At 66.4% G+C, this 19,594-nt stretch carries 18 protein-coding genes and 1 tRNA gene; 9 read left to right on the top strand and 10 right to left on the bottom strand.

Going from position 1 to position 19,594, the window contains the following annotated elements:
• Positions 1-6: 6 nt before the first annotated feature.
• Positions 7-1,128, top strand: coding sequence for an NlpB/DapX family lipoprotein (bamC, locus tag PIN01S_RS22210; protein ID WP_084339087.1), 1,122 nt, complete (start codon positions 7-9; stop codon positions 1,126-1,128).
• 96 nt (positions 1,129-1,224) lie between these two features.
• Positions 1,225-2,094 (top strand): phosphoribosylaminoimidazolesuccinocarboxamide synthase, encoded by an 870-nt coding sequence (locus PIN01S_RS22205; protein ID WP_084339085.1) that lies wholly within the window; start codon positions 1,225-1,227, stop codon positions 2,092-2,094.
• Between the two features lie 300 nt (positions 2,095-2,394).
• Here PIN01S_RS22205 and PIN01S_RS22200 read toward each other — a convergent pair.
• A tRNA-Ser gene (locus PIN01S_RS22200) sits at positions 2,395-2,484 on the bottom strand.
• A gap of 148 nt (positions 2,485-2,632) precedes the next feature.
• On the opposite strand from PIN01S_RS22200, the gene PIN01S_RS22195 reads away from it, so the two are divergent.
• Positions 2,633-2,857: a hypothetical protein gene (locus tag PIN01S_RS22195; protein ID WP_139198611.1), complete on the top strand. Its 225-nt coding sequence runs from the start codon at positions 2,633-2,635 to the stop codon at positions 2,855-2,857.
• 70 nt (positions 2,858-2,927) lie between these two features.
• Entirely contained in the window at positions 2,928-3,152 is a 225-nt protein-coding gene (locus tag PIN01S_RS22190) for a DUF2188 domain-containing protein (RefSeq protein WP_084339081.1), read from the top strand.
• 3 nt (positions 3,153-3,155) lie between these two features.
• Here the strand turns inward: PIN01S_RS22190 and PIN01S_RS22185 are convergent, their stop codons facing one another.
• The 6 genes from PIN01S_RS22185 to PIN01S_RS22160 form a co-directional block, all read right to left on the bottom strand.
• Positions 3,156-4,316 (bottom strand): AAA family ATPase, encoded by a 1,161-nt coding sequence (locus PIN01S_RS22185; protein ID WP_084339079.1) that lies wholly within the window; start codon positions 4,314-4,316, stop codon positions 3,156-3,158.
• Positions 4,310-4,966 (bottom strand): class I SAM-dependent methyltransferase, encoded by a 657-nt coding sequence (locus PIN01S_RS22180; protein WP_084339077.1) that lies wholly within the window; start codon positions 4,964-4,966, stop codon positions 4,310-4,312. Before PIN01S_RS22180 ends, PIN01S_RS22185 begins: the two co-directional genes overlap by 7 nt.
• Before the next feature lie 37 nt (positions 4,967-5,003).
• Positions 5,004-5,348, bottom strand: a complete 345-nt coding sequence (locus tag PIN01S_RS22175; protein WP_084339075.1) for a YdbL family probable chaperone protein — start codon at positions 5,346-5,348, stop codon at positions 5,004-5,006.
• A gap of 11 nt (positions 5,349-5,359) precedes the next feature.
• Positions 5,360-5,551, bottom strand: a complete 192-nt coding sequence (locus tag PIN01S_RS22170) for a YnbE family lipoprotein (protein ID WP_084339073.1) — start codon at positions 5,549-5,551, stop codon at positions 5,360-5,362.
• A 14-nt stretch (positions 5,552-5,565) separates the two neighbouring features.
• A complete protein-coding gene (locus tag PIN01S_RS22165) occupies positions 5,566-8,130 on the bottom strand; it encodes an intermembrane phospholipid transport YdbH family protein (protein ID WP_084339071.1) in 2,565 nt (854 codons plus the stop codon).
• A 67-nt stretch (positions 8,131-8,197) separates the two neighbouring features.
• Entirely contained in the window at positions 8,198-8,524 is a 327-nt protein-coding gene (locus PIN01S_RS22160) for a hypothetical protein (protein ID WP_084339070.1), read from the bottom strand.
• A 481-nt stretch (positions 8,525-9,005) separates the two neighbouring features.
• Between PIN01S_RS22160 and PIN01S_RS22155 the strand changes: the two genes are divergently transcribed.
• Both PIN01S_RS22155 and PIN01S_RS22150 read left to right on the top strand, forming a co-directional pair.
• A complete protein-coding gene (locus PIN01S_RS22155; protein ID WP_084339069.1) occupies positions 9,006-9,428 on the top strand; it encodes a tetratricopeptide repeat protein in 423 nt (140 codons plus the stop codon).
• Between the two features lie 163 nt (positions 9,429-9,591).
• Positions 9,592-10,965, top strand: coding sequence for a DNA recombination protein RmuC (locus tag PIN01S_RS22150; protein WP_169715868.1), 1,374 nt, complete (start codon positions 9,592-9,594; stop codon positions 10,963-10,965).
• Positions 10,966-11,018: 53 nt separating this feature from the next.
• Here PIN01S_RS22150 and PIN01S_RS22145 read toward each other — a convergent pair whose 3' ends face one another.
• Entirely contained in the window at positions 11,019-11,939 is a 921-nt protein-coding gene (locus PIN01S_RS22145; RefSeq protein WP_244506021.1) for an alpha/beta fold hydrolase, read from the bottom strand.
• A 145-nt stretch (positions 11,940-12,084) separates the two neighbouring features.
• On the opposite strand from PIN01S_RS22145, the gene PIN01S_RS22140 reads away from it, so the two are divergent.
• Entirely contained in the window at positions 12,085-12,897 is an 813-nt protein-coding gene (locus PIN01S_RS22140; protein WP_084339063.1) for a MerR family transcriptional regulator, read from the top strand.
• On the opposite strand, the gene PIN01S_RS22135 is transcribed toward PIN01S_RS22140, so the two are convergent.
• Together PIN01S_RS22135 and PIN01S_RS22130 are read right to left on the bottom strand one after the other, a co-directional pair.
• Entirely contained in the window at positions 12,898-14,151 is a 1,254-nt protein-coding gene (locus tag PIN01S_RS22135; RefSeq protein WP_170837220.1) for an MgtC/SapB family protein, read from the bottom strand. It lies immediately after the preceding gene.
• Between the two features lie 82 nt (positions 14,152-14,233).
• A complete protein-coding gene (locus PIN01S_RS22130; RefSeq protein ID WP_084339060.1) occupies positions 14,234-17,713 on the bottom strand; it encodes a hybrid sensor histidine kinase/response regulator in 3,480 nt (1,159 codons plus the stop codon).
• A gap of 300 nt (positions 17,714-18,013) precedes the next feature.
• On the opposite strand from PIN01S_RS22130, the gene PIN01S_RS22125 reads away from it, so the two are divergent.
• Together PIN01S_RS22125 and PIN01S_RS22120 are read left to right on the top strand one after the other, a co-directional pair.
• The gene (locus PIN01S_RS22125; protein WP_084339058.1) at positions 18,014-18,583 is read left to right on the top strand and encodes a GNAT family N-acetyltransferase; all 570 of its coding nucleotides are present in this window, start codon (positions 18,014-18,016) and stop codon (positions 18,581-18,583) included.
• 73 nt (positions 18,584-18,656) lie between these two features.
• Positions 18,657-19,505, top strand: coding sequence for an AraC family transcriptional regulator (locus tag PIN01S_RS22120; RefSeq protein ID WP_084339056.1), 849 nt, complete (start codon positions 18,657-18,659; stop codon positions 19,503-19,505).
• Positions 19,506-19,594 lie beyond the last annotated feature (89 nt).

Here is a 19,594-nt window from a genome sequence, read left to right as displayed (position 1 = left end):
TTGCGCATGAAGCGACTGACCGGCCTCTCCGCCCTTGCCTTGATCATTTCCGGTACCAGCGGTTGCGGCTGGCTCTGGGGCGACGACGGTTATTTCCGCGATCGCAGCAGCGACTACCTCGAGGCGCGCCAGACCGCGCCCATGCAACTGCCATCGAACGTCGACGCCAAGCGCCTCGATCCGCTGCTGCCGGTCCCGCAGCAGGTCGCCACCAACACTGCGACCGGCGAGTACGAGGTGCCTCGTCCGCAGCCGTTGTCGGTGCGTGGCGAAGCCAGCGAGTTCAGCCTGCAGAAGAGCGGCGACTCGCGCTGGGTCGTGGCACAGCGCGCGCCGGCTGAAGTCTGGCCCGTGGCGCGCCAGTTCTTCGAGGACAACGGCTTCCGCATTGCCGAAGAACATCCGCAGACGGGCGAGTTCGTTACCGCCTGGCAGCGTTTCGACGAACTGTCCGCCACCATGGCGCGTCGCCTGAGCAGCCGCGTTTCCGGCGTGTCGCCGGATAGCGAGACCCGCGTGCGGGTGCGTATCGAGCCGGGCGTACAGCGCAACACCAGCGAGATCTTCGTGGTCAGCGTCGAGCGTTCCGCCGGCAGCACCGCCGATATCGATTTCCCCAGCCGTTCCGTCAACACCAGCCTGGACGGCGCGCTGCTCGACGAGATGATGGCGAGCATGGCACGCAGTGTCGAGCAGGGCGGCTCCGTTTCGCTGCTCGCCGCACGGGACTACGATGCGCCCAGCCGCGTGAGCCTGACCGAGGACGGCAACGGCAACCCGGTGCTGAACCTGGGGGCCGATTTCGACCGCGCCTGGTCCGGAGTCGGCCGTGCCCTGGCGGCGGGCGACGTGTACGTCGACGACCTCAACCGCAGCCTCGGCGTCTACTACATCAACCTGGCCGAAAGCGCCCAGGAACGCGCCGAGCCGCCGGGCTTCTTCAAGCGCCTGTTCGGTGGCGGCGAGCCGGACAAGGAAGAGATCGAAGCGCGTGCCGAGCGCTATCAGGTCCGCCTGACCAGCGTTGGCGACAGCGTGCAGGTCACGGTGGAAAAAGACATCAACACGGTCGCTCCGGCCGACGTGGCACGACGCATCCTGGGGCTCATCCAGGAAAACCTGGGCTGAGCCTGACACGCAGACCAGGCCGCGCGGCAACCCGAAAGCAATAGGCGAAACCCTCCGGTTTCGCCTGTTTCGTTTGATAGAGACGGAAAATTCGACATGACCACTCCTACCTCCCTGAGCCTGAAGAAGATCTACTCGGGCAAAGTCCGCGATCTGTATGAGATCGATGCCAAGCGCATGCTGATGGTGGCCAGCGATCGTCTGTCGGCCTTCGACGTCATCCTCGACGAGCCGATCCCGGAGAAGGGCAAGATTCTCACCGCCATCTCGAATTTCTGGTTCGACAAACTCGCCGGCCTGGTGCCGAATCATTTCACTGGCGACAAGGTGGAAGACGTGGTCTCGGCCGAGGAACTGCCCCTGGTCGAAGGGCGGGCCGTGGTAGCCAAGCGCCTCAAGCCGGTGGCGGTGGAAGCCATCGTGCGCGGCTACATCGTGGGTTCGGGTTGGAAGGAATACCAGAAGAGCGGCACCGTCTGCGGCATCCCGTTGCCGGCCGGCCTGAAGGAGGCCGCCAAGCTGCCCCAGCCGATCTTCACGCCGTCCACCAAGGCGGCGGTGGGCGACCATGACGAGAACATCAGCTTCGAGCAGTGCGAAGCGATCATCGGCAAGGAGCTGGCCGCCAAGGTGCGCGACACCTCCATCGCTCTCTACAGCGCGGCGGTGGAATACGCGGCCACCCGTGGCATCATCATCGCCGACACCAAGTTCGAGTTCGGCCTGGATGAAGACGGCACCCTGACCCTGATGGACGAGGTGCTGACGCCGGACTCCAGCCGCTTCTGGCCGGCCGAGAGCTACGTGGAAGGCAAGAACCCGCCGAGCTTCGACAAGCAGTTCGTCCGCGACTGGCTGGAATCCACCGGCTGGAACAAGCAACCCCCGGCCCCGGCCGTGCCCGCCGAAGTGGCGCAGAAGACCGCCGACAAGTACCGCGAGGCGCTGGTCAAGCTGACGGGCTGATCGCGAAACGGTGCAGGAAAAGAGGAGCTTCGGCTCCTCTTTTTGTTGAGCGATCTGGAAGAGAAACTGGGTTCGATACCGCAATGGTATTCACTTAAGCACCGGTCAGACGCAACCAGTATGGTGAGGGTGAGCCGACCGTTTCGCGGTGTTTCGACCCTCTCCCCCAGCCCCTCTCCCGTGAACGGGAGAGGGGAGCAAACGTGCATGCCTTTAGCTGGGATGGTCCGATGGCTCCAAGCAATGCCACAAAAACACAAAAGCCCTCGCTTCTTTCGAAACGAGGGCTTTCGTTTTGTATGGCGGGGAGATAGGGATTCGAACCCTAGGTACCCTTGCGGATACAACGGATTTCGAATCCGTCCCGTTCGACCACTCCGGCATCTCCCCTGGGCGGCGCGCATCATACCAGTTCGTATCGCGTTGGCGAACCCCCGTTCGGCATTTTTTCTTCTGCTTTCAGGTGGTTGAGCCTGTGGCTGGCCTCCCGGGTGCCTGTTATCGGATGCTGGGACCTCGTGGTGGGGTGGTGGGTCGAATGTCTGAGAGCATCGATGAGGAAATGACCATGAGCCAGCCGCCGGAACCCCGAAAGCCGAGCCCGGAGGCGTCCCAGCCGGATAGCGCCCTCGATGAAGCCATTCCCGGGGGTAGCTACAACGTCGATCCGGATACCGCCGACAAGGCCGGCGTGGAGCAGGAAACCCTGGAGGACAAGGACAGCGTGCCGGCACCCGAAGGCGAGGGGACGGAGCGCGAGTGAGCTGGCCGGGGCGAACCCTGGCCGCTTCGGAGACTCTACCCAAGGGACGACTCCACAAAGGACAGTAGCCATGCAGAACTATCACCTCAGCCCGGCTGACGGCCGTTGGGTGCTCAGGGAAGAGGGATCGGATCGGGCGGTTCTGGAAGCCGCGACCAAGGAGGAGGCGGTGACGCGTATGCGCGAGTACATGCAGCAGCGCACCGGTTCGGTGAAGATTCATGGTCGCGACGGGCGGGTCGAAGAGGAGCGGACCTATCCGCGCGATCTGGACCCCCGCGCCAGCATGGGGTGATCGTCAGCCCTGGTCCGGCCAGTACCATGCGGGCTCGTCCAGCGTGCCTTGGCCAGCGATCTCGGTCTGGCCGAAATGCTTTTCCAGGACGATGGCGTTGCATTCCGGATGCTGGTTGAGCGCGGCGATCAACCGGCTGGCATGGGAGACCACCCAGACCTGGCTGCGTTCGGACGCACGGATGATCAGACGGGCCAGGGCTGGCAGCAGGTCGGGGTGCAGGCTGGTTTCCGGTTCGTTGAGCACCATCAGCGAAGGCGGCCGTGGCGTCAGCAGCGCCGCGACCAGCAGCAGGTAGCGCAAGGTGCCGTCGGACAGTTCGGCGCCGCTCAGCGGCCGTAACAGGCCTTCCTGATGGAACTCCAGGGAAAAATGCCCGCCCGCCTGGAAGGCGATGCGCAGCCGGGACCCCGGAAAAGCATCGCTCACCGCGGCATCCAGGGCCTCGCTGTCGCCGATCTCACGAATGGTCTGCAGGGCGGCGGCCAAGTCGCGGCCGTCGTGGTGCAGTACTGGCGTTCGCGTGCCCAGTTGCGGCAGGCGGGCCGGCGCGTCGGCGTCGCTGCGGAAGTGGTCGTAGAAGCGCCAGCCGCGAATCGTTTCGCGCAGCGCCAGGGTTTCCGGCGAGCTGCCGCCGACCTGGGCGAACAGACTGTCGAAGGTGGGCAGTTGCTGGCAGAGCACGTCCCAGCTGCGACCTTCACGCGCTTTCACCAGCGGCCCGTCGCGTTCCACCAAAGCGCTGGCGGGACGGTAGAACGGACCGGCCCAGATACTTTCCCGCTTGATCTCCGGGTCCAGGGAGAAGGCGCTGGTCAGGGGCGGCGGCAGGCCGAGGGAGATGGCGTAGCCGAAATCCTCCCCGGCGAACCCCAGGCGGAGCCGCACGGCCTGCTGGCGCGGGCCGCCTTCGATGGGCACTTCGCGGTTGCGCATGCGTCGGCTGATTTGTTCCGGTCCCGCCCAGAAGGTCGATTCCAGGCCGCCTTCCCGCGCCAGTGCATTGACTACGCCGCCCTGCGCCGTTTCGGCGAGCAGGCGCAGGGCGCGGTAGAGATTGGACTTGCCGCTGCCGTTCGGCCCGGTGATCAGGTTCAGGCGGGTCAGCGGTACCACCAGTTTGTTGATCGAGCGGTAGTTGGCGACGGCCAGTGTCGTCAGCATGTCGTCCGGTCCCTGGTCGCCGAGGTGGGTTTGCGCCAGACACTGGCCAGCCAGGGCTGTTGTTCGCGCGGCAGGCCGGTGGGGCGGTAATAGTGTTCGAGTTCGACGAACCCGGCTTCGGTCATGAAGCGGCGCCAGCCGCCGAGGTCGTGATAGCTGCCGTAGCGCGGGCCGTTCCAGCCTTCTTCGTTGTTCCCCCGCGGATTCGAGCTGAACAGCACGCCGTCCGGTTTGAGGCTGGCATGGAGTTGTCTGAGTACACGAGGCAACTCCTGGCCGGGGACATGGAACAGCGAAGCGTTGGCGAAGATGCCGTCGAAACGCTCCGCCGGCAGGTCGAGGTGGAGGAAATCCTGTTGCCAGACTTCACAGCCGCTGTCGGCCCGTGCCATCTCGACGAAGGGCGCCGCACCGTCCAGGCCGACCGCCGTATGGCCGAGATCGCGGAACACCTTGAGGTCGCGGCCCGGTCCGCAGCCGAGGTCGAGGAGGGTGTAGGGCGGCTCGCCCCGGATATGCCGCAGCAGCGCGGCGATGTTCTGGCTCACGTCGTGGTCGCGGGTACCCTCGCGGAAACCCTCGGCACTCTGTTCGTAGTGCGCGAGGGTGAGGGAGGCGATCCGTTCCAGGTCTTCGGGGGTGAGTGTCATATCGATTTGGGGGGAACGGGGCAGAGGTATCCGCCCATCATTTGCGAATCCATTTACCGTTCAACTGGATGTACTGCCCGCTCGGGGTCTTCTCGATGGCCTTCTGGCCGGCAATGGCTTCGACGTCGCCGAGCTGGATGCCGTTCTCCTTGGCCAGCCGCTGGTACTCGGTACGGCGCGCCTGGTTGATCAGCTTGGCGATCTCGTCCGCCTGGCCGCCGGGTTTGATCACCCCGAGGTAACCGTCGGGCTGTTCGCCCAACTGGCCGCTGGCCTTGGCCGAGCCCAGGGCGGACATGGCTTCGTTGAGGGACATGGCCAGGGCCGGCAGGCTCAGGCACAGCGCAAGCAGCAGGGTTCCGATCCGAATGTGCGATCTCATGGGCGGTCTCCTCAGAACAATCCGCTGTCTTCGTTGATGATGTTGTCCAGCGCCTTGTCCACCTTGATATAGATCTCGTGCTCGATTTTCACGTTCAGGTTGATGTTGATCGGCTCGTTGGGCATCGCCAGTTGCACGGTGGGCGTACAGGCACCGCACAGTGTGCCGAGTAGCAGAACGGCGATTAGGTTGCGTAACCCCATGGGCGGTCTCCTGGTCAGGGGGATGTGGGAGTATTGCCTCGACGCAGGGATTCCTGCACGCGTTGTTTGATGGTTTCGCTGACCCGATCGGTCAATTGCAGACTGGTCAGCAAAGCCGGGATGTTCTCTTCCAGGTTGACGTTGAAATGGATCGGCCGGCCCTCCTGCAAGGCGGGGTTGCGTCCTTCCAGGCGCAGCGCCAGCAGCAGCCGGCCCTGCTCGTCGTAGCTGACGCCGCTGGCCAGCACGTTGTAATGGAAGTCATCGAGGGCGTCGGCGACCAGTTGCATGGCCGGGTTGCTGCGCCCCAGGGCCTTGATCCGCTCCGAGCGGAGCTGCAGCCGGCCGCCCGGTTCGCGGGCCGCCAGGCTGCCTTGCTCCACGCGAATGCCCGTCGGGTCGATCAACAGCGGTAACTGGCCGTCCAGCGTGCCGGTGCCGGCCAGGTCTTCGGCGGGGTAGGCCTTGAACAGTTGTTCCAACTGCAGGCCCTGGAGTTTCAGCGGCAACCTGGCGCCGGGTTGTGCCAGGTCCAGGCTGCCGGCTTCCAGCCAGACGCGCCCGCCGAGAAAACCGGTTTCCGCGCGTTGCCAGTCCAGCTTCCCTTCGAGGGGTTTCGCCAGGGTGGCGACGTAGCGCCCCTGGCCGCGCAGCGGGCCGATGGGCACGCCGGGGTTGGCCTGGCGCAGGCTCAGTTCGGGGATGTCGACGTGCAGGCGCTGCTGGCGCAGTTGCAGGCGCAGGCTGCCATCCAGACCACTGATTTCGGTGCGGTCATAGATGCCGGCCAACCCTTTCAGGGTCAGGTTCAGGTCGGTTTCCGAGGCGCTGCCGCTGGGGAGGCGGAGCTTGGCGCGTGCCGACAGGCGGCCGCTGTTGAGGTCGAGCAGCGCCGGCCAGTCGGCCAGGGTCTTGGCCAGCGGGTTGCCGGCCCTGAGGAAGATTTCCGGCAGCTCGGCATCCAGGGCCAGGGGCACGCCGGAGGCCTGTTGCCCGGTCAGGTTAAGGCTGAGGCCGCTGTCGTTGAGCAACACACCCTCCAGTCGCTGCCCGGCCTGGCTGGCGTCGATTTCGCCCTGCCACTGCCAGCCTTGTGCGTGCAGGTGTTCCTGCTCCAAGCGCTGCGCCTTGAGGCGCAAGGGTCCCTGGATATGCCAGGCGAGCGGTTGGGCCGAGAAGACGCCCTCCACGCGCAGGCCGGCCAGTTCGCCGTCGAGCCGTTCGAGGCGCAGATTGGGTTCTGCCGCGCTACCCACGGCGATCCGGGAGGACTCTCCCAAGGTGAGCTTGAGTTGTTGCCCATCGACTTGGCCACTCACCAGCAGCTCGGTTTGCAGGCTCCGCAGCTCGATGCCTTCGAGGGACAGGCGCGCCACCTTGGCACCGATGCGGGTCTTGTCGAACTGCACCTGCCAGGGTGATTGAGTGGCCAGGTTCAGCGCGCCCTTCGCATTGAGGGCGAGCGGGCCGGTGGTGCGCAGATCGATGTCCAGCGGAAGTAGCGCGTCGGCATCGTTGACCGCGGCGGATCGTGCCTGCAACCGGAGCGTTTCCGGGCGCAGGGCCTCGGGGATCGCCGTCAGCCAGTCGCCGCTGGGCGCACTGAGCTGCAGGTCGGCATCCAGCTTGTCGGGGTACCAGCGTCCCTCGCCGGTATGCACGGTGGCCGACAGATCGCCCTGGATCTGGCCGATGCCCGGCAGCGGCCAGGGGACCGGCAGGTGGGCGGAGAGATTCGCCTGTCCCTCGGCATCGATCAGCAGCGCCGGCACGAGGGGCCCGTCGGGCAGGCGCAGTTGCCAGTCCGCCGTCAACCGCAGGGCATCCGGGGGCGTCGGGAGATCTTTCTTCGGGAGGGCGACCCACTCGTTCAACCATTCCAGCAGCCAGGGCGCTTCGGGCAGGGCGGGCAGGAGCAACTGGCCGCTCCAGGTCCGTCCGCCGGCTTCGCTCGCCAGCACGCTGCGCAGGCTCAGGCGCTCCGCCTCGCCAATCAGCAGGCGGGCGTCGAGGCTGGGACTATCCGGTGTGCCCTCAAGGTTGATCAATATCCGCAGCCGCTGTTCCGGTGTGCGTTGAAGCTCGGCTTCCAGTTGTATCGGCGGCAGGCGGGGACCGGCATGCGTCAGCTCCAGGGCGCCCTGGAGCAGGCAACGACCCTGTGCGCAGGGTAGTTCGACGGTCAGCTCGTCGATGCGTGTGTGGCGTGGCAGCCAGCCCAGCGATTGGGGATCGAACGGGGCCGAGGTGGCGGTGGCGACTGCGCTGGACGGCTGCCAGTCGAGGACCAGTCGGCGGGCGTCCAGTCGTTCCAGATGCAGGCCTTCGTCGCGACTCCAATCCAGCGCGATCCCTTCTGCTTCCAGACGCAACCGGCTGCCCTGAGCGTCCTGGCGCTCCAGCTCCAGATGAGCCAGTGCGAGACCACCGAACGAGGGACGCAGCCCTTGCCATTCCAGGCGGTCGATGCCTTGTGCGTCGAGGAAGCGGCCCCAGGCATACCAGACGCAGAGAGCCAGCACGCTCAGCGTGATCGCCAGGACTACCGTGACTCGCAGCCAGTTCCGCCGGCCTGCCATGCCTTTTCCTCGTTCTGTAGCAGCACCTAAGGTTGGCGGTGAGAGAACGGCAGATCAAGGAACCCGGTCAACGTTGGGGCTTCGGCAGGTCGGTCAGGGTGATTTCCGTCACCAGGGCGGTACGGGCGGGCGGTGTGCGGGCGAGGAGTGGGCAGAAGCGTTCCAGCGACTGGATCAGATCCCACTGCATATCCAGATCGGCGCCGAGCGTGGTGATCTGGTCGAGCATGCCCTGGGCGGCATTCTGCAAGTGAAGGTCCCGGCTCTTGGCGAGAAGCGCCGCCAGTTGCGCGAGCATGGCGGAGATGGCCGTCATGTTGCGCGTGGACAGGGCCAGGATGTTGGCCAGCAGCGCAATCTGGCTCGGGGTGGCTTGAGCGTGTTCGGCATCCATGCGGTCGATCTCCAGGTGCCTTCATTGGCACGCGGCCATTATAGGTTTGGCTGGAAAAATGTCGACTGTATCACTCTGTCTTTGTGATCGGTGGCGTGGTGAAAAATCGCTGAAACCCGCGTCGGAAAGGGCTCCGCCGGGTCTCGAAAGCCTGCCGGCGAAGGGACTTTTGCACAATAGAGCGATTGTTTGTCAACCCACTGTCACAATCCTTCGTAACTGGTTGATTCTCGGAAGGCTTTTAATAAGCCAATGAAAAATATGGATTTTTTCTTTGGTGAAAAAATCGTCAATCTAATGCGAAGGCCCGATTCATCGGGGTTTTGGACCCGTCTTATGGATTTGTCCACGGAGTTATCCACAGCTTCTGTGGATTGTCACAGGAGCAATTCTGAGAACAGCGTCGAGCAGTTTTGACAAGTCTTTACCCGCGAGAAAAAAGGAGTACAGTGCGCAGCCTCTTCGGCCTGCCTCTGTTCTCATGAAGCCTCGCCCGCTGCCATCCCCGACTCTCGAATCCACCGATGCCCGTCCCGGCTTGCCGTTGCGCGTCGCGCTCTGGCTGCTGGACAGTCCGCGCCTGGGCCATGCGCCGCGCGTCAAGCGCTTCGCCGGCGAGTTGCTCAAGCAGCCGGCGCGCCAAGGCGTGGTGGTTGCCCAGAGTCGCCTGGGGCAGTTGCTCTGCCGCGACTGTGGCAATGCCCGCGACCGTCGTATCGGCTTCGAACTGCTGCGCCAGGCCGCCCGCGCCGGCGACCGCCGCGCCCAGGTGGAGCTCGGCCGGCTCTGCACCCAGCCCCACGTGAACGAGCCGGAACAGGCGCGTTTCTGGCTGGAACAGGCGGTCGCCCAGGGCTCCCACGAAGCCCGTCGTTTGCTGAACCGCCTGCCAGTCCGTACCTGACCTGCCCGCGCGGCTGGGTATACTGCCCGGCAACCTCGCGCGGAGCCGTCCCATGCCTTTCGATCCCATCCCCCTGCTGATCGGTTTCGCCAGCGCGGCCGTGCCGTTCGGCCTGCTGGCCTGGATGCTGTGGCGTCGCGCTGCCGATCCGGCGGCCAGGGCGTTGCTGGAAGAGCGCCTGGCCAATGCTCAATTGGCGATGGAAGGGCTGACCGCCCAACTGGATGCCGCCCGCGACGAAACCGCCTACCTGAATGAAGTGAAGGCCGGCCAGCAGGCCGAGCTGGCGGCGCTGCGCCGCGAGGTCGAGCTGTTGCAAGTGGAGCGCACCAGCGCACGGGAAGCCTTGCAGGCCTGGAATACCGAGCGCGAGCGCAAGGATGCCGAACTGCGCCGGTTGGATAGCGAGCGGGCCGCCCTGGCAGCCGAGCTGCGCGAGCAGCAGCAGGCGCACGAGCAGCGCCTGGGAGACTTGCAGGCCGCGCGTGACGACCTGCGGGCGCAGTTCGCCGAACTGGCCGGGCGGATCTTCGACGAGCGCGAACAACGTTTCGCCGAGAACAGTCAGCAGCGCCTCGGCCAGTTGCTCGACCCGCTCAAGGAGCGCATCCAATCCTTCGAGAAGCGCGTCGAGGAGAGCTATCAGCAGGAAGCGCGCGAGCGTTTCTCCCTGGCCAGGGAACTGGAGCGGCTGCAACAGCTGAACCAGCGCCTGGGCGAGGAGGCGACCAACCTGACCCGCGCCCTGCAAGGGCAGAAGACCCAGGGCAACTGGGGCGAACTGGTGCTGGAGCGGGTGCTCGAACACGCCGGACTGGAGAAGGGTCGCGAGTACCAGACCCAGGTCAGCCTGAAGAGCAGCGAGGGCGAGCGCTTCCAGCCGGACGTGGTGATCCAGTTGCCCGGCGACAAGCAGGTGGTGGTGGACGCCAAGGTCAGCCTGACCGCGTTCCAGGCCCTGACCGCCGCCGAGGATGAGGAAAGCCGCACCCAGGCGCTCCGCCAGCATGTCCTGTCCCTGCGCAACCACCTGCGCGGCCTCTCGGTGAAGGACTACCAGCGCCTGGAAGGATTGCACAGCCTGGATTTCGTCCTGCTCTTCGTGCCCATCGAAGCGGCCTTCGCCGCCGCCTTGCAGGCCGATCCGGGGCTGTTCCAGGAAGCTTATGAAAAGCATGTGGTGATCGTCAGCCCGACCACCTTGCTCGCCACTTTGCGGGTGATCGACAGCCTGTGGCGCCAGGAGCGGCAGAGCCAGAACGCCCGCGAGATCGCCGAGCGTGCCGGGCAGCTCTACGACAAGTTCGTCGCCTTCGTGCAGGACCTCGACGAAATGGGCAGCCGCCTGCAGCAACTGGACCGTGCCTACGCCTCCGCCCGCAATAAGCTGGTGGACGGTCGCGGCAATCTGGTCAGCCGGGTGGAAAACCTCAAGCTGCTCGGCGCCCGTGCCAGCAAGACCTTGCCGGCCGATCTGCTGGAGCGTGCCGCCGGCGTCCTGCCGTTGTTCGACTCTGAGGCGGAGAGGGCGGAGTAAGGGCCAGTGGATGTAGGGGCGGATTTATCCGCCCGTGGAACGTCGCCGCACGCTTAACCCACTTGCCCAACCCGCTTACGGGCGGCAGGCTCCGCTGATAGGGCCCCTTCCCGCTCCCTCACGAATTCCCGTACCCATGTGGCCAGCGCCTTGCCTTCGATGAGCAACCGCCAATGGCCGGCCGGCACTTCCCGCACCTGTAGCTGCTCGGTCCAGCGCGGCAATTCCTCGAACAGGGCCGGCCGCACGAACAGGTCGCGGGTCGGCACGATCAACTGGACCGGCACCTGCGTGGCGCGTTGCCGAGGTCGGGTCAGGCTGCGGAAGAAGTTGGCGCGGTAGAGCTGCACGCCGTTGCAGCCATCGGCGAGCTGACAGGGATTGGCGTCCGGCGCGACGCCCTCCAGGCGACGGATCAGTCCGGGCCACAGCCGCGCCATGCCCAGCCGCCAACTCAGCTCCGGCAGCCACGGCAGATGGAAGAAAGCGATGTACCAGGAGTGCAGCAGTTGGCCGAGGGCTGCCCAACGGCGTCCGGGCTGGCGCAGGGCGCTGCGCATCCAGTGGCTGACGTGGTCGAGGCAGGGCCCGGAAAGGCTGGTGTAGGACGCCAGCAGCGGCGCGCAATGGGGCTCGGTCACTGTTTCCCAGGCCTGGATCGAGCCCCAGTCGTGGGCCACCAGGTGCACCGGGCGGCTGGGGCTGATCGCCCGTAATACTGCCTCCAGGTCGCGGCCCAGATGCCGAAGCCGGTAGTGGCGGTAACCGCGGGGCTTGTCCGAGGCGCCGAAGCCACGCACGTCGTAGGCGAAGACCTGGAACTCGTCGGCCAGTGCGTTAACCAGCGGTAGCCAGGTGCGGTGGTTGTCCGGGTAACCGTGCACCAGCAGCACGGGCACGCCGCGCGGGTTGCCCCAGCGGTAGACCGCCAGCTCGACGCCATCGCCGCGCACGCGCAACAGGGTTTTCTCCATGAGGTGCCTCCCGTTCGTTCCGGCCATTGTGAGAGGCCGGCCAAGTCCCGACAGCCGGCGGAAAGTCGGGTCGCTCCCTGGCTTGGACAGGCATGGGCGCGGGTGGAGCTGTCGGCGGAACGGTCGTGTCGCTATCATCGCCGTCATGAAGAAGACCCCCGAACGCCTCAAACGCCTGCTGGGCATGGCCGTTGCGCCGACAACCGCCGTCGCTCGGGAATTCACCGTCGACGAACTGGCCCAGGCTGCGCAGACCACGGTGCGCAATGTGCGCGCCTATCAAGATCGCGGCCTGCTGCCGCCCCCGGAGCGGCGCGGGCGGGTCGGCATCTACGGCAGCGAGCATCTGGCGCGTCTGCGGTTGATTGGCCAGTTGCTCGAGCGCGGCTACACCATCGCCAGCATCCGCGAATTGCTCGATGCCTGGGAGCAGGGACGCGACCTGGCCCATGTGCTCGGCCTGGAAAAGGCCATCCTCGGCCCCGGCCAGCCGGAAGCGGCGGACATGCTCGGTTTCGACGAATTGCAGGCGCTGTTCGGCGAGGCGTTGACCGAGGAGGTGATGGAGCAGGCGCTGGCCCTGGGGTTGCTGGAGTTCGCCGGGGATCGCTTGCGGGTTCCCAGTCCGCGTCTGTTCGCCGCCGGCCTGCAATTGTTCCGCGCCGGCCTGCCGCTGCCAGTGCTGCTGGCGCAGCTCGGCGAGATTCGCGGGCATGTCGAACAGGTCTCGGCGGGCATCGTGAGAATGATCGTCGGGCAACTGGTCAACCCGCTGCTCAGCGCCTCGCTGCCGCACGTGGACGAACTGGAGCGCCTCAGCGATCAACTGCTGCAACTGCGCCCGCTGGTAGAGCAGGTGGTCGAGGCCGAGCTGGCGCGTGGGCTGCAAGTGGCCGCCAACCGCGAACTGAGCGAGCGGGTCAGTCAGTTGCTGCAGGGCTTTCTCAAACCGGCCTGATCAGTTCACCAGAACCAGCGCCACCACCCCCGCGAGCAATCCGCCGGCCATCACCGGCAGGGTGCGCAGGGCCAGTTGGCGCCCTCCGATCAGGACGATCAGCCCACCTTTCACCAGGCTGTTGCTCAGGACGGCGAGGAAGATGCCCTGTACGGCGACATCGCCGGCCAACTCTTGGTGGGCGTTGCGCGCCAGGGACAAGGTAATGGCGTCGACGTCGGTCAGTCCGGCCAGCAGGGCGACGATGTACACCCCGGTCTCGCCGAGAAATCGCCGCGCCGCCTCCACCAGGAACAGGATCGCCACCAGCAGCGCGGCGAAGCGCAAAGCCGGGCCGATCTCGAACGGGTTCTTCAGGGGCGGTTCGGCTTCCCCGGCAACTTCCCGGCCGGTGTGGCGAAAATACAGCAGGGCGCCAGCGGCATACACCAGCATGGCGCTGCCCAGCGGCCAGAGCAGGGTTGGCAGCAGGTTGGCGTTGACCAGCCCGACTTCCAGTAACACCCGGGGAAACATCAAGGCAGAGGTCGCCAGCAACCCGGCTGCCAGCAGCGTGTTCAGCGGCCGGTGCACATGCAGGCGGGCCAGGGTCAGGGTCATGGCGGTGGACGAGACGATGCCGCCGAGCAGGGCGGTGAGCAGCAGTCCCCGGCGCGTGCCGACCAGGCGGATCGCCACGTAGGCGGCGAAGCCGATACCGGTGATCAGCACCACCATCCACCAGGTCACGTAGGGGTTGAAGACGGCCCACGGGCCATAGGTCCGGTCCGGCAGCACCGGCAACAACACCAGCGAGATGAACAGCAACTTGAGCGCACCGGACAGTTCGTCGGCGGACAACCGTTGCAACGCCGCGTGCAGCGGCTGTTTCAGGCTCAGCAGCAGGGCCACCACCACCGCGCCGCCGGCGGCCAGGGCGCGGTGGTCGAACAGCGCCAGGCTGCCGAGCAGGAAGGTCAGCAGCAGGGCGATTTCGCTGGTCATGCCCTGGTCGCGGGTAAGGACCAGGTCACCGATGTAGCCGGCCACCAGCAGCAGGCCGAGTACCGCCAGCACGGCGATCCAGGCCGGCGCCCCATAGTGGCTACCGAGCAAGGCCGCCACGCCGCCGAGCAGGCCGGCCAGGCCGAAGGTGCGGATGCCCGCCACCAGTCGGTTGTCGTCGATTTCGCGGGCACTCCAGCCGCGCTCGGCGCCGATCAGCAGGCCCAGCGCGAGGGCGGTGGCCAGGTTCAACAACAGCTCCGAGGTGATCGGCATGGCGCGTCCTTGAGAGGTTCTGGACGCAAGTCTAGCCGCCCGGCAATCCGGCGGATTGCCGCAGGTCAAGCGCCGCTCAGCGCAGCGCCACGTGGCGGCTGAGCAGCGCGCGCAGGGCGGCGGGCTTGACCGGCTTGCTCAGGTAGTCGAGGCCGGCCGCATGCACCTCGGTGACCAGCTCGGGACGGGCGTCGGCGCTGATCACCACGCCGGGCAGCGGTACGCCGAGGCGGGTGCGCAGCCAGGCCATCAGCTCGGTGCCGGTTTCGCCCTCGTCGAGGTGGTAATCCACCAATGCCAGTTGCGGGCGCACGTCCTCGTCGAGCAGATGCTCGCACTCCAGGCGGTTGCGCGCGGTCCAGACCTGGCAGCCCCAGCGCGACAGCAGGCTGTGCATGCCGGTGAGGATGCTGTCCTCGTTGTCGATGCAGAGCACCTGGGTGCCGCTGAGGGGCTGGCCGTCGATGGCCTGGGCGACCTTGGCGACGGCCGGCGCGGAGAGGCTCCTGGCGAGGGGCACGCTGACGCTGAACACGCTGCCGCGGCCGGGCCAGGAGCGCACTTCCAGGCGATGGCCGAGCACCCGGCACAGGCCGTCGGCAATCGCCAGACCGAGACCGAGGCCCTTTTCCGCGCGGGTCTGGTGGCTGTCGAGGCGCTTGAACTCCTCGAAGATTTCCTTGCGTTTGTCTTCCGGGATACCGGGACCGCGGTCCCAGACCTCCAGGCGCAACTGCTTGCCCTCGCGGCGTACGCCGAGCAGCACCTGGCCCTTGGCGTAGCGGAAGGCGTTGGTCAGGAAGTTCTGCAGCACCCGGCGCAGCAGTTTCATGTCGCTCTCCACCAGCAGCCGGCTGCCGCACACACGGAAGTCGATGCCTTGCTCCTGGGCCAGCACCTTGAACTCGGCGCCGAGGGTGTCGAACAGTGCACTGAGCGGGAAGGCGCTGCGCTCCGGCGTCACCCGGCCGCTTTCCAGGCGCGAGATATCCAGCAGGTCGGCGATCAGGTCTTCCGCCGAGCGCAGCGAACTGTCGAGGTGGCGGACGAGGTCCTGGGCCGCTGGCGGCAGGGCGTCTTCCTGGTGGGAGAGGGCGGCGGAGAACAGCCGTGCGGCGTTGAGCGGCTGCATCAGGTCGTGGCTGACCGCGGCGAGGAAGCGGGTCTTCGACTGGTTGGCCGCCTCCGCCGTGCTCTTCGCCTCGATTAGCGCCTGGTTCAATTGCGAGAGTTCCTGGGTCCGCTCGGCGACGCGTTGCTCCAGGCTTTCGTTGGCATCGATCAGCGCCTGCTCGGCCTGGCGGAAGGCGGTGATGTCGGTGAAGCTCATGACGAAGCCGCCGCCTGGCATGGGATTGCCGATCAGCTCGATGACCCGGCCGTTGGGGAACAGCCGCTCGGAGGTGTGCGGGCGGCCCTGGCGCATCCAGTACAGGCGGCGCTCGACATGACCCTCCACGTCGCCGGGGCCGCACAGGCCGCGCTCGGCGTTGTAGCGGATGATGTCGGCGATCGGCCGGCCGACCGAGATCAGGCCCTCGGGATAGGCGAACAGCTCCAGGTAGCGGTGGTTCCAGGCCACCAGGCGCAGCGACTGATCGACCACGCTGATGCCCTGGGTGATGTTCTCGATGGCGCCTTGCAGCAGGGCGCGGTTGAACTGCAGCACCTCGGAGGCTTCGTCGACGATGCGTACCACATCCTCGACCTGCATCTCGCGGCCTTCGATGGCGGCCTTGACCACCGCCCGGGTGGAGGAGGCGCCGAGTACGCCGGCGAGCAGGCGTTCGGTATGGGCGATCCAGTCGCTGTTGGCATTCTGCTGCGGTTCGAAGGTCTTGCCCTGGCGCTGGGCGAAGCGCTGGAAGCTGTCCCGTGCCCGTTCCTCGCCGACGAAGCGCGCGGCGAGGGTCAGCAGGTCGCCCACCTGCACCGCCAGCAGGCTGCGCCCGCTCGGTTTGACGCCGAACTCCTGGCCGATGAAGCGTCCAGCCTGCCAGTGCTCGGAGACCCGTGTGCGGGAGAAGTAGGAGACCCAGGTGAACAGCATGATGTTGCCGGCCAGGGACAGCACCACGCCGCGCGTCAGCGGGTCGATGTCCAGCCACAGCGGCTGGTAGAGGATCGTCCGCAGGCCGGGGAAGCTTTCCAGCGGCCAGCCGAAACCGCGTGCGGCCAGTGGCAGCACCAGGGTGTAGCCCCAGATGAAAGCGCCGGCGGCCAGGCCGGCGAACACGCCACGGCGGTTGGCCTGCTTCCACACCAGGGCGCCGAACATCGCCGGCGCCAACTGGCCGATGGCGGCGAAGGCGATCTGGCCGATGGTCGCCAGGCTGGCGCTGGAACCCAGCAGGCGGTAGCAGACGTAGGCCAGCAGCAGGATCAGCACGATGCTGACGCGGCGGGCGGTGAGCATCCAGTGGCGGAACGCCTCGAACGGCTGCTCGGTGGTCTTCCGGCGCAGCAGCCAGGGCAGCAGCATGTCGTTGGAGATCATCGTGGACAGCGCCACCGAGGCGACGATGACCATGCCGGTGGCCGCCGAGGCACCGCCGATGAAGGCCAGCAGCGCCAGGGCCGGATGGGCTTCGGCCAGCGGCAGGCTGATCACGAAGGAATCCGGGATCAGCCCCGGCGGCAACAGCATCTGCCCGGCCAGGGCGATGGGTACGACGAACAGCGCGGCCAGCAACAGGTAGGTGGGGAACACCCAGCGCGCCAACTTGAGGTCTTCGGGCGCGGTGTTTTCCACCACGGTCACGTGGAACTGCCGCGGCAGGCAGACGATGGCGATCATCGCCATGCCGGTCTGCACCAGCATCGCCGGCCAGTTCACCGCCTCGGCCCAGAAGGCATCCAATTGCGGGGCGTTGCGCGCCTGGCTGAGCAGATCGTCGAAGCCGTCGTAGAGACCGTAGGTGACGAAGGCGCCGACGGCGAGGAAGGCCAGCAGCTTGACCAAGGATTCGAAAGCGATGGCCAGGACCATCCCCCGGTGGTGCTCGGTGACGTCCAGCGTGCGGGTACCGAAGAGGATGGTGAACAGCGCCAGTACCACCGAGACGATCAGCGCGGTGTCCTGGGCGCGAGTGCCGGTGGAGTCGGCGCCGGCGCCGGTGAGCAGGTTCACCCCGAGGACGATGCCCTTGAGCTGCAAGGCGATGTAGGGCAGCACCCCGACCAGGCAGATCAGCGCCACCACCACCGCCAGGGACTGCGACTTGCCGTAGCGGGCGGCGATGAAGTCGGCGATGGACGTGATGTTCTCCTGCTTGCTGATCATCACCATCTTCTGCAGCACCCAGGGCGCGAACAGCAACAACAGCACCGGGCCGAGGTAGATCGGCAGGAATGCCCAGAGCTGTTCGGCAGCCTGGCCCACCGCGCCGAAGAAGGTCCAACTGGTGCAATACACCGCCAGCGAAAGACTGTAGACCCAGGCGCGCACTTTCGGCGGCATGGGCGCGCGGCGGCGGTCGCCATAGAAGGCGATGGAAAACATGATGGCCATGTAGGCCAGGGCGACCAGGGCGATCAGCCCGCTGGACAACGACATGCGAACTCCGACTGAAAAGGCCCGGCGACTGCACGGCGGGCCCCACCGATTCCTGCCCGGCGCAAGCGCGCCGGGACCTGTTGCCAGTTTCGCAGCAAACGGGCCGGCCGTCAGGCCACTGCGACCAAGGTAGAAGGCTCCCTTGAGCGGCGGAGAACGGGCTGATAGCGTTTGGGCGGGTCGATCAGGGATGGTCGATGAAGATCCCGGGTCGAGAGACCTTCGAAGGGCACTTCCCGGTGCCCCGAGGCTCTGATGTCAGCAGAGTCTCTTTTGCGTTGTCGAATTCAGGAGCCGCAGATGTTCAAAGCCAATCCAGTCATCCTGCAGCGTGGCGCGTTGCGCCTGGAGCCGCTGAGCGAATCGGACATTCCGGCGCTGGTGACACTCGCAGAAGCCAATCGCGACCTGCACATCTATATGAACGGCTCGCTGCGGCCGGACTGGTACCGCCAGGGGCTCGCCGAACAACGCGAGGAGCGCGCCCTGGTGTTCGCCATCCGCCTGGGGGATGCACTGGTCGGGACCACCCGTTTCGCCGACTTCATGCCGGTGCTGCCGGCGGCCGAGATCGGCTGGACCTGGCTCGACCGCGCCCAGCACGGCAGCGGGCTGAACGCCTCGATCAAGTACCTGATGCTCAGGCACGCCTTCGAGGAATGGGAGCTGGTGCGGGTGCAACTGAAAACCGCGGCGAGCAACCTGCGTGCCCAGCGCTCCATCGAGAAACTCGGCGCGCAGCGCGAAGGGCTGCTGCGCAACCATCGGCGGCTGGCCGACGGCCGCCTGGACGACAGTGTGCTGTACAGCATCACCGACCGCGAATGGCCGGCGGTGAAGGCACAACTGGAGGCCGGCTTCGTCAGCTGACGGGCCTGCTCGGCCTGTTGAAGGATGGCGGTCCGGCTGGCATGGTGGCAGGCCATCATTTGCGGGCAACGACATGGAAACGGGCGAACAGACACGCTTCTGGAGGGCCACCGGGCTCGGCGGTGTCGAACTGCTGCAGGCGCGCTACGTGGAGCAGTGCTTCGCGCCCCATGTGCACGAAGGCTACGTGATCACGGTGCTGGAGGACGGCGCCCAGTCCTTCCGCCATCGCGGCAGCGAGCACCTGGCCCCGGTGGGCAGCATGGTGCTGATCAACCCGGACGAGCTGCACAACGGCCGCAAGGCGGTGGAGCAGGGCTGGCGCTACCGCGGTTTCTATCCCGAATTCGAACACCTGCGCACGGTACTGGACGAACTCGGCCTCGACCGGGGCGGGCTGCCGTCGTTCAACTGCAGCGTTCTCTACGACCCCGAACTGGCCCGCCGCTTCCTCACCCTGCACCGCTTGCTCGAACAGCCGACGGAGACGCTCCAGCAACAGACCCTCTGGCGCGAGACCGTGCTGCTGTTGCTGCAACGCTACGCCAAGGTGCCGGAGGCGCCCGCTGCGGGTAACGAGCCCCAGGCCGTGCAGCGAGCCAAGGAACTGCTGGCCGCGCGGCTGAGCGAGCCGCCGTCGCTGGAAGAGCTGGCGGCTGCGGTGAACCTCTCGCCGTTCCACTTCGCCCGCATCTTCCGCCGCGCCACCGGCCTGCCACCGCATACCTGGCTCACCCAGCGGCGGCTGGAGCAGGCGCGGGCGTTGCTGAAGGAAGGTTGCGCACCGGGCGAAGTGGCCGCCCGCCTGGGCTTCGCCGACCAGAGCCACCTCAACCGGCAGTTCAAGCAGAGCTATGGCGTGGCGCCGGGTGTCTACCGGCAAGCCCATGGCCATGCAGGATCGCGTTCGCGACCGGGATAGCGTTGAGCTGATGCCCTTTGGGCTCGCTGATGACGAAAGCAGGGAACGGACCTGTAGGCGCGAATTCATTCGCGATAGAAGTACCACTA

The organism is Pseudomonas indica NBRC 103045, assembly GCF_002091635.1.
Classification (GTDB): Bacteria; Pseudomonadota; Gammaproteobacteria; order Pseudomonadales; family Pseudomonadaceae; genus Pseudomonas_M; species Pseudomonas_M indica.
This window is presented reverse-complemented; position numbering and strand designations above follow the sequence as displayed.

Coding starts and splice junctions, on each gene's coding strand:
- bamC (WP_084339087.1), top strand. CDS start 7: ATGAAGCGACTGACCGGCCTCTCCGCCCTTGCCTTGATCATTTCCGGT.
- PIN01S_RS22205 (WP_084339085.1), top strand. CDS start 1,225: ATGACCACTCCTACCTCCCTGAGCCTGAAGAAGATCTACTCGGGCAAA.
- PIN01S_RS22195 (WP_139198611.1), top strand. CDS start 2,633: ATGTCTGAGAGCATCGATGAGGAAATGACCATGAGCCAGCCGCCGGAA.
- PIN01S_RS22190 (WP_084339081.1), top strand. CDS start 2,928: ATGCAGAACTATCACCTCAGCCCGGCTGACGGCCGTTGGGTGCTCAGG.
- PIN01S_RS22185 (WP_084339079.1), bottom strand. CDS start 4,316: ATGCTGACGACACTGGCCGTCGCCAACTACCGCTCGATCAACAAACTG.
- PIN01S_RS22180 (WP_084339077.1), bottom strand. CDS start 4,966: ATGACACTCACCCCCGAAGACCTGGAACGGATCGCCTCCCTCACCCTC.
- PIN01S_RS22175 (WP_084339075.1), bottom strand. CDS start 5,348: ATGAGATCGCACATTCGGATCGGAACCCTGCTGCTTGCGCTGTGCCTG.
- PIN01S_RS22170 (WP_084339073.1), bottom strand. CDS start 5,551: ATGGGGTTACGCAACCTAATCGCCGTTCTGCTACTCGGCACACTGTGC.
- PIN01S_RS22165 (WP_084339071.1), bottom strand. CDS start 8,130: ATGGCAGGCCGGCGGAACTGGCTGCGAGTCACGGTAGTCCTGGCGATC.
- PIN01S_RS22160 (WP_084339070.1), bottom strand. CDS start 8,524: ATGGATGCCGAACACGCTCAAGCCACCCCGAGCCAGATTGCGCTGCTG.
- PIN01S_RS22155 (WP_084339069.1), top strand. CDS start 9,006: ATGAAGCCTCGCCCGCTGCCATCCCCGACTCTCGAATCCACCGATGCC.
- PIN01S_RS22145 (WP_244506021.1), bottom strand. CDS start 11,939: ATGGAGAAAACCCTGTTGCGCGTGCGCGGCGATGGCGTCGAGCTGGCG.
- PIN01S_RS22140 (WP_084339063.1), top strand. CDS start 12,085: ATGAAGAAGACCCCCGAACGCCTCAAACGCCTGCTGGGCATGGCCGTT.
- PIN01S_RS22130 (WP_084339060.1), bottom strand. CDS start 17,713: ATGTCGTTGTCCAGCGGGCTGATCGCCCTGGTCGCCCTGGCCTACATG.
- PIN01S_RS22125 (WP_084339058.1), top strand. CDS start 18,014: ATGTTCAAAGCCAATCCAGTCATCCTGCAGCGTGGCGCGTTGCGCCTG.
- PIN01S_RS22120 (WP_084339056.1), top strand. CDS start 18,657: ATGGAAACGGGCGAACAGACACGCTTCTGGAGGGCCACCGGGCTCGGC.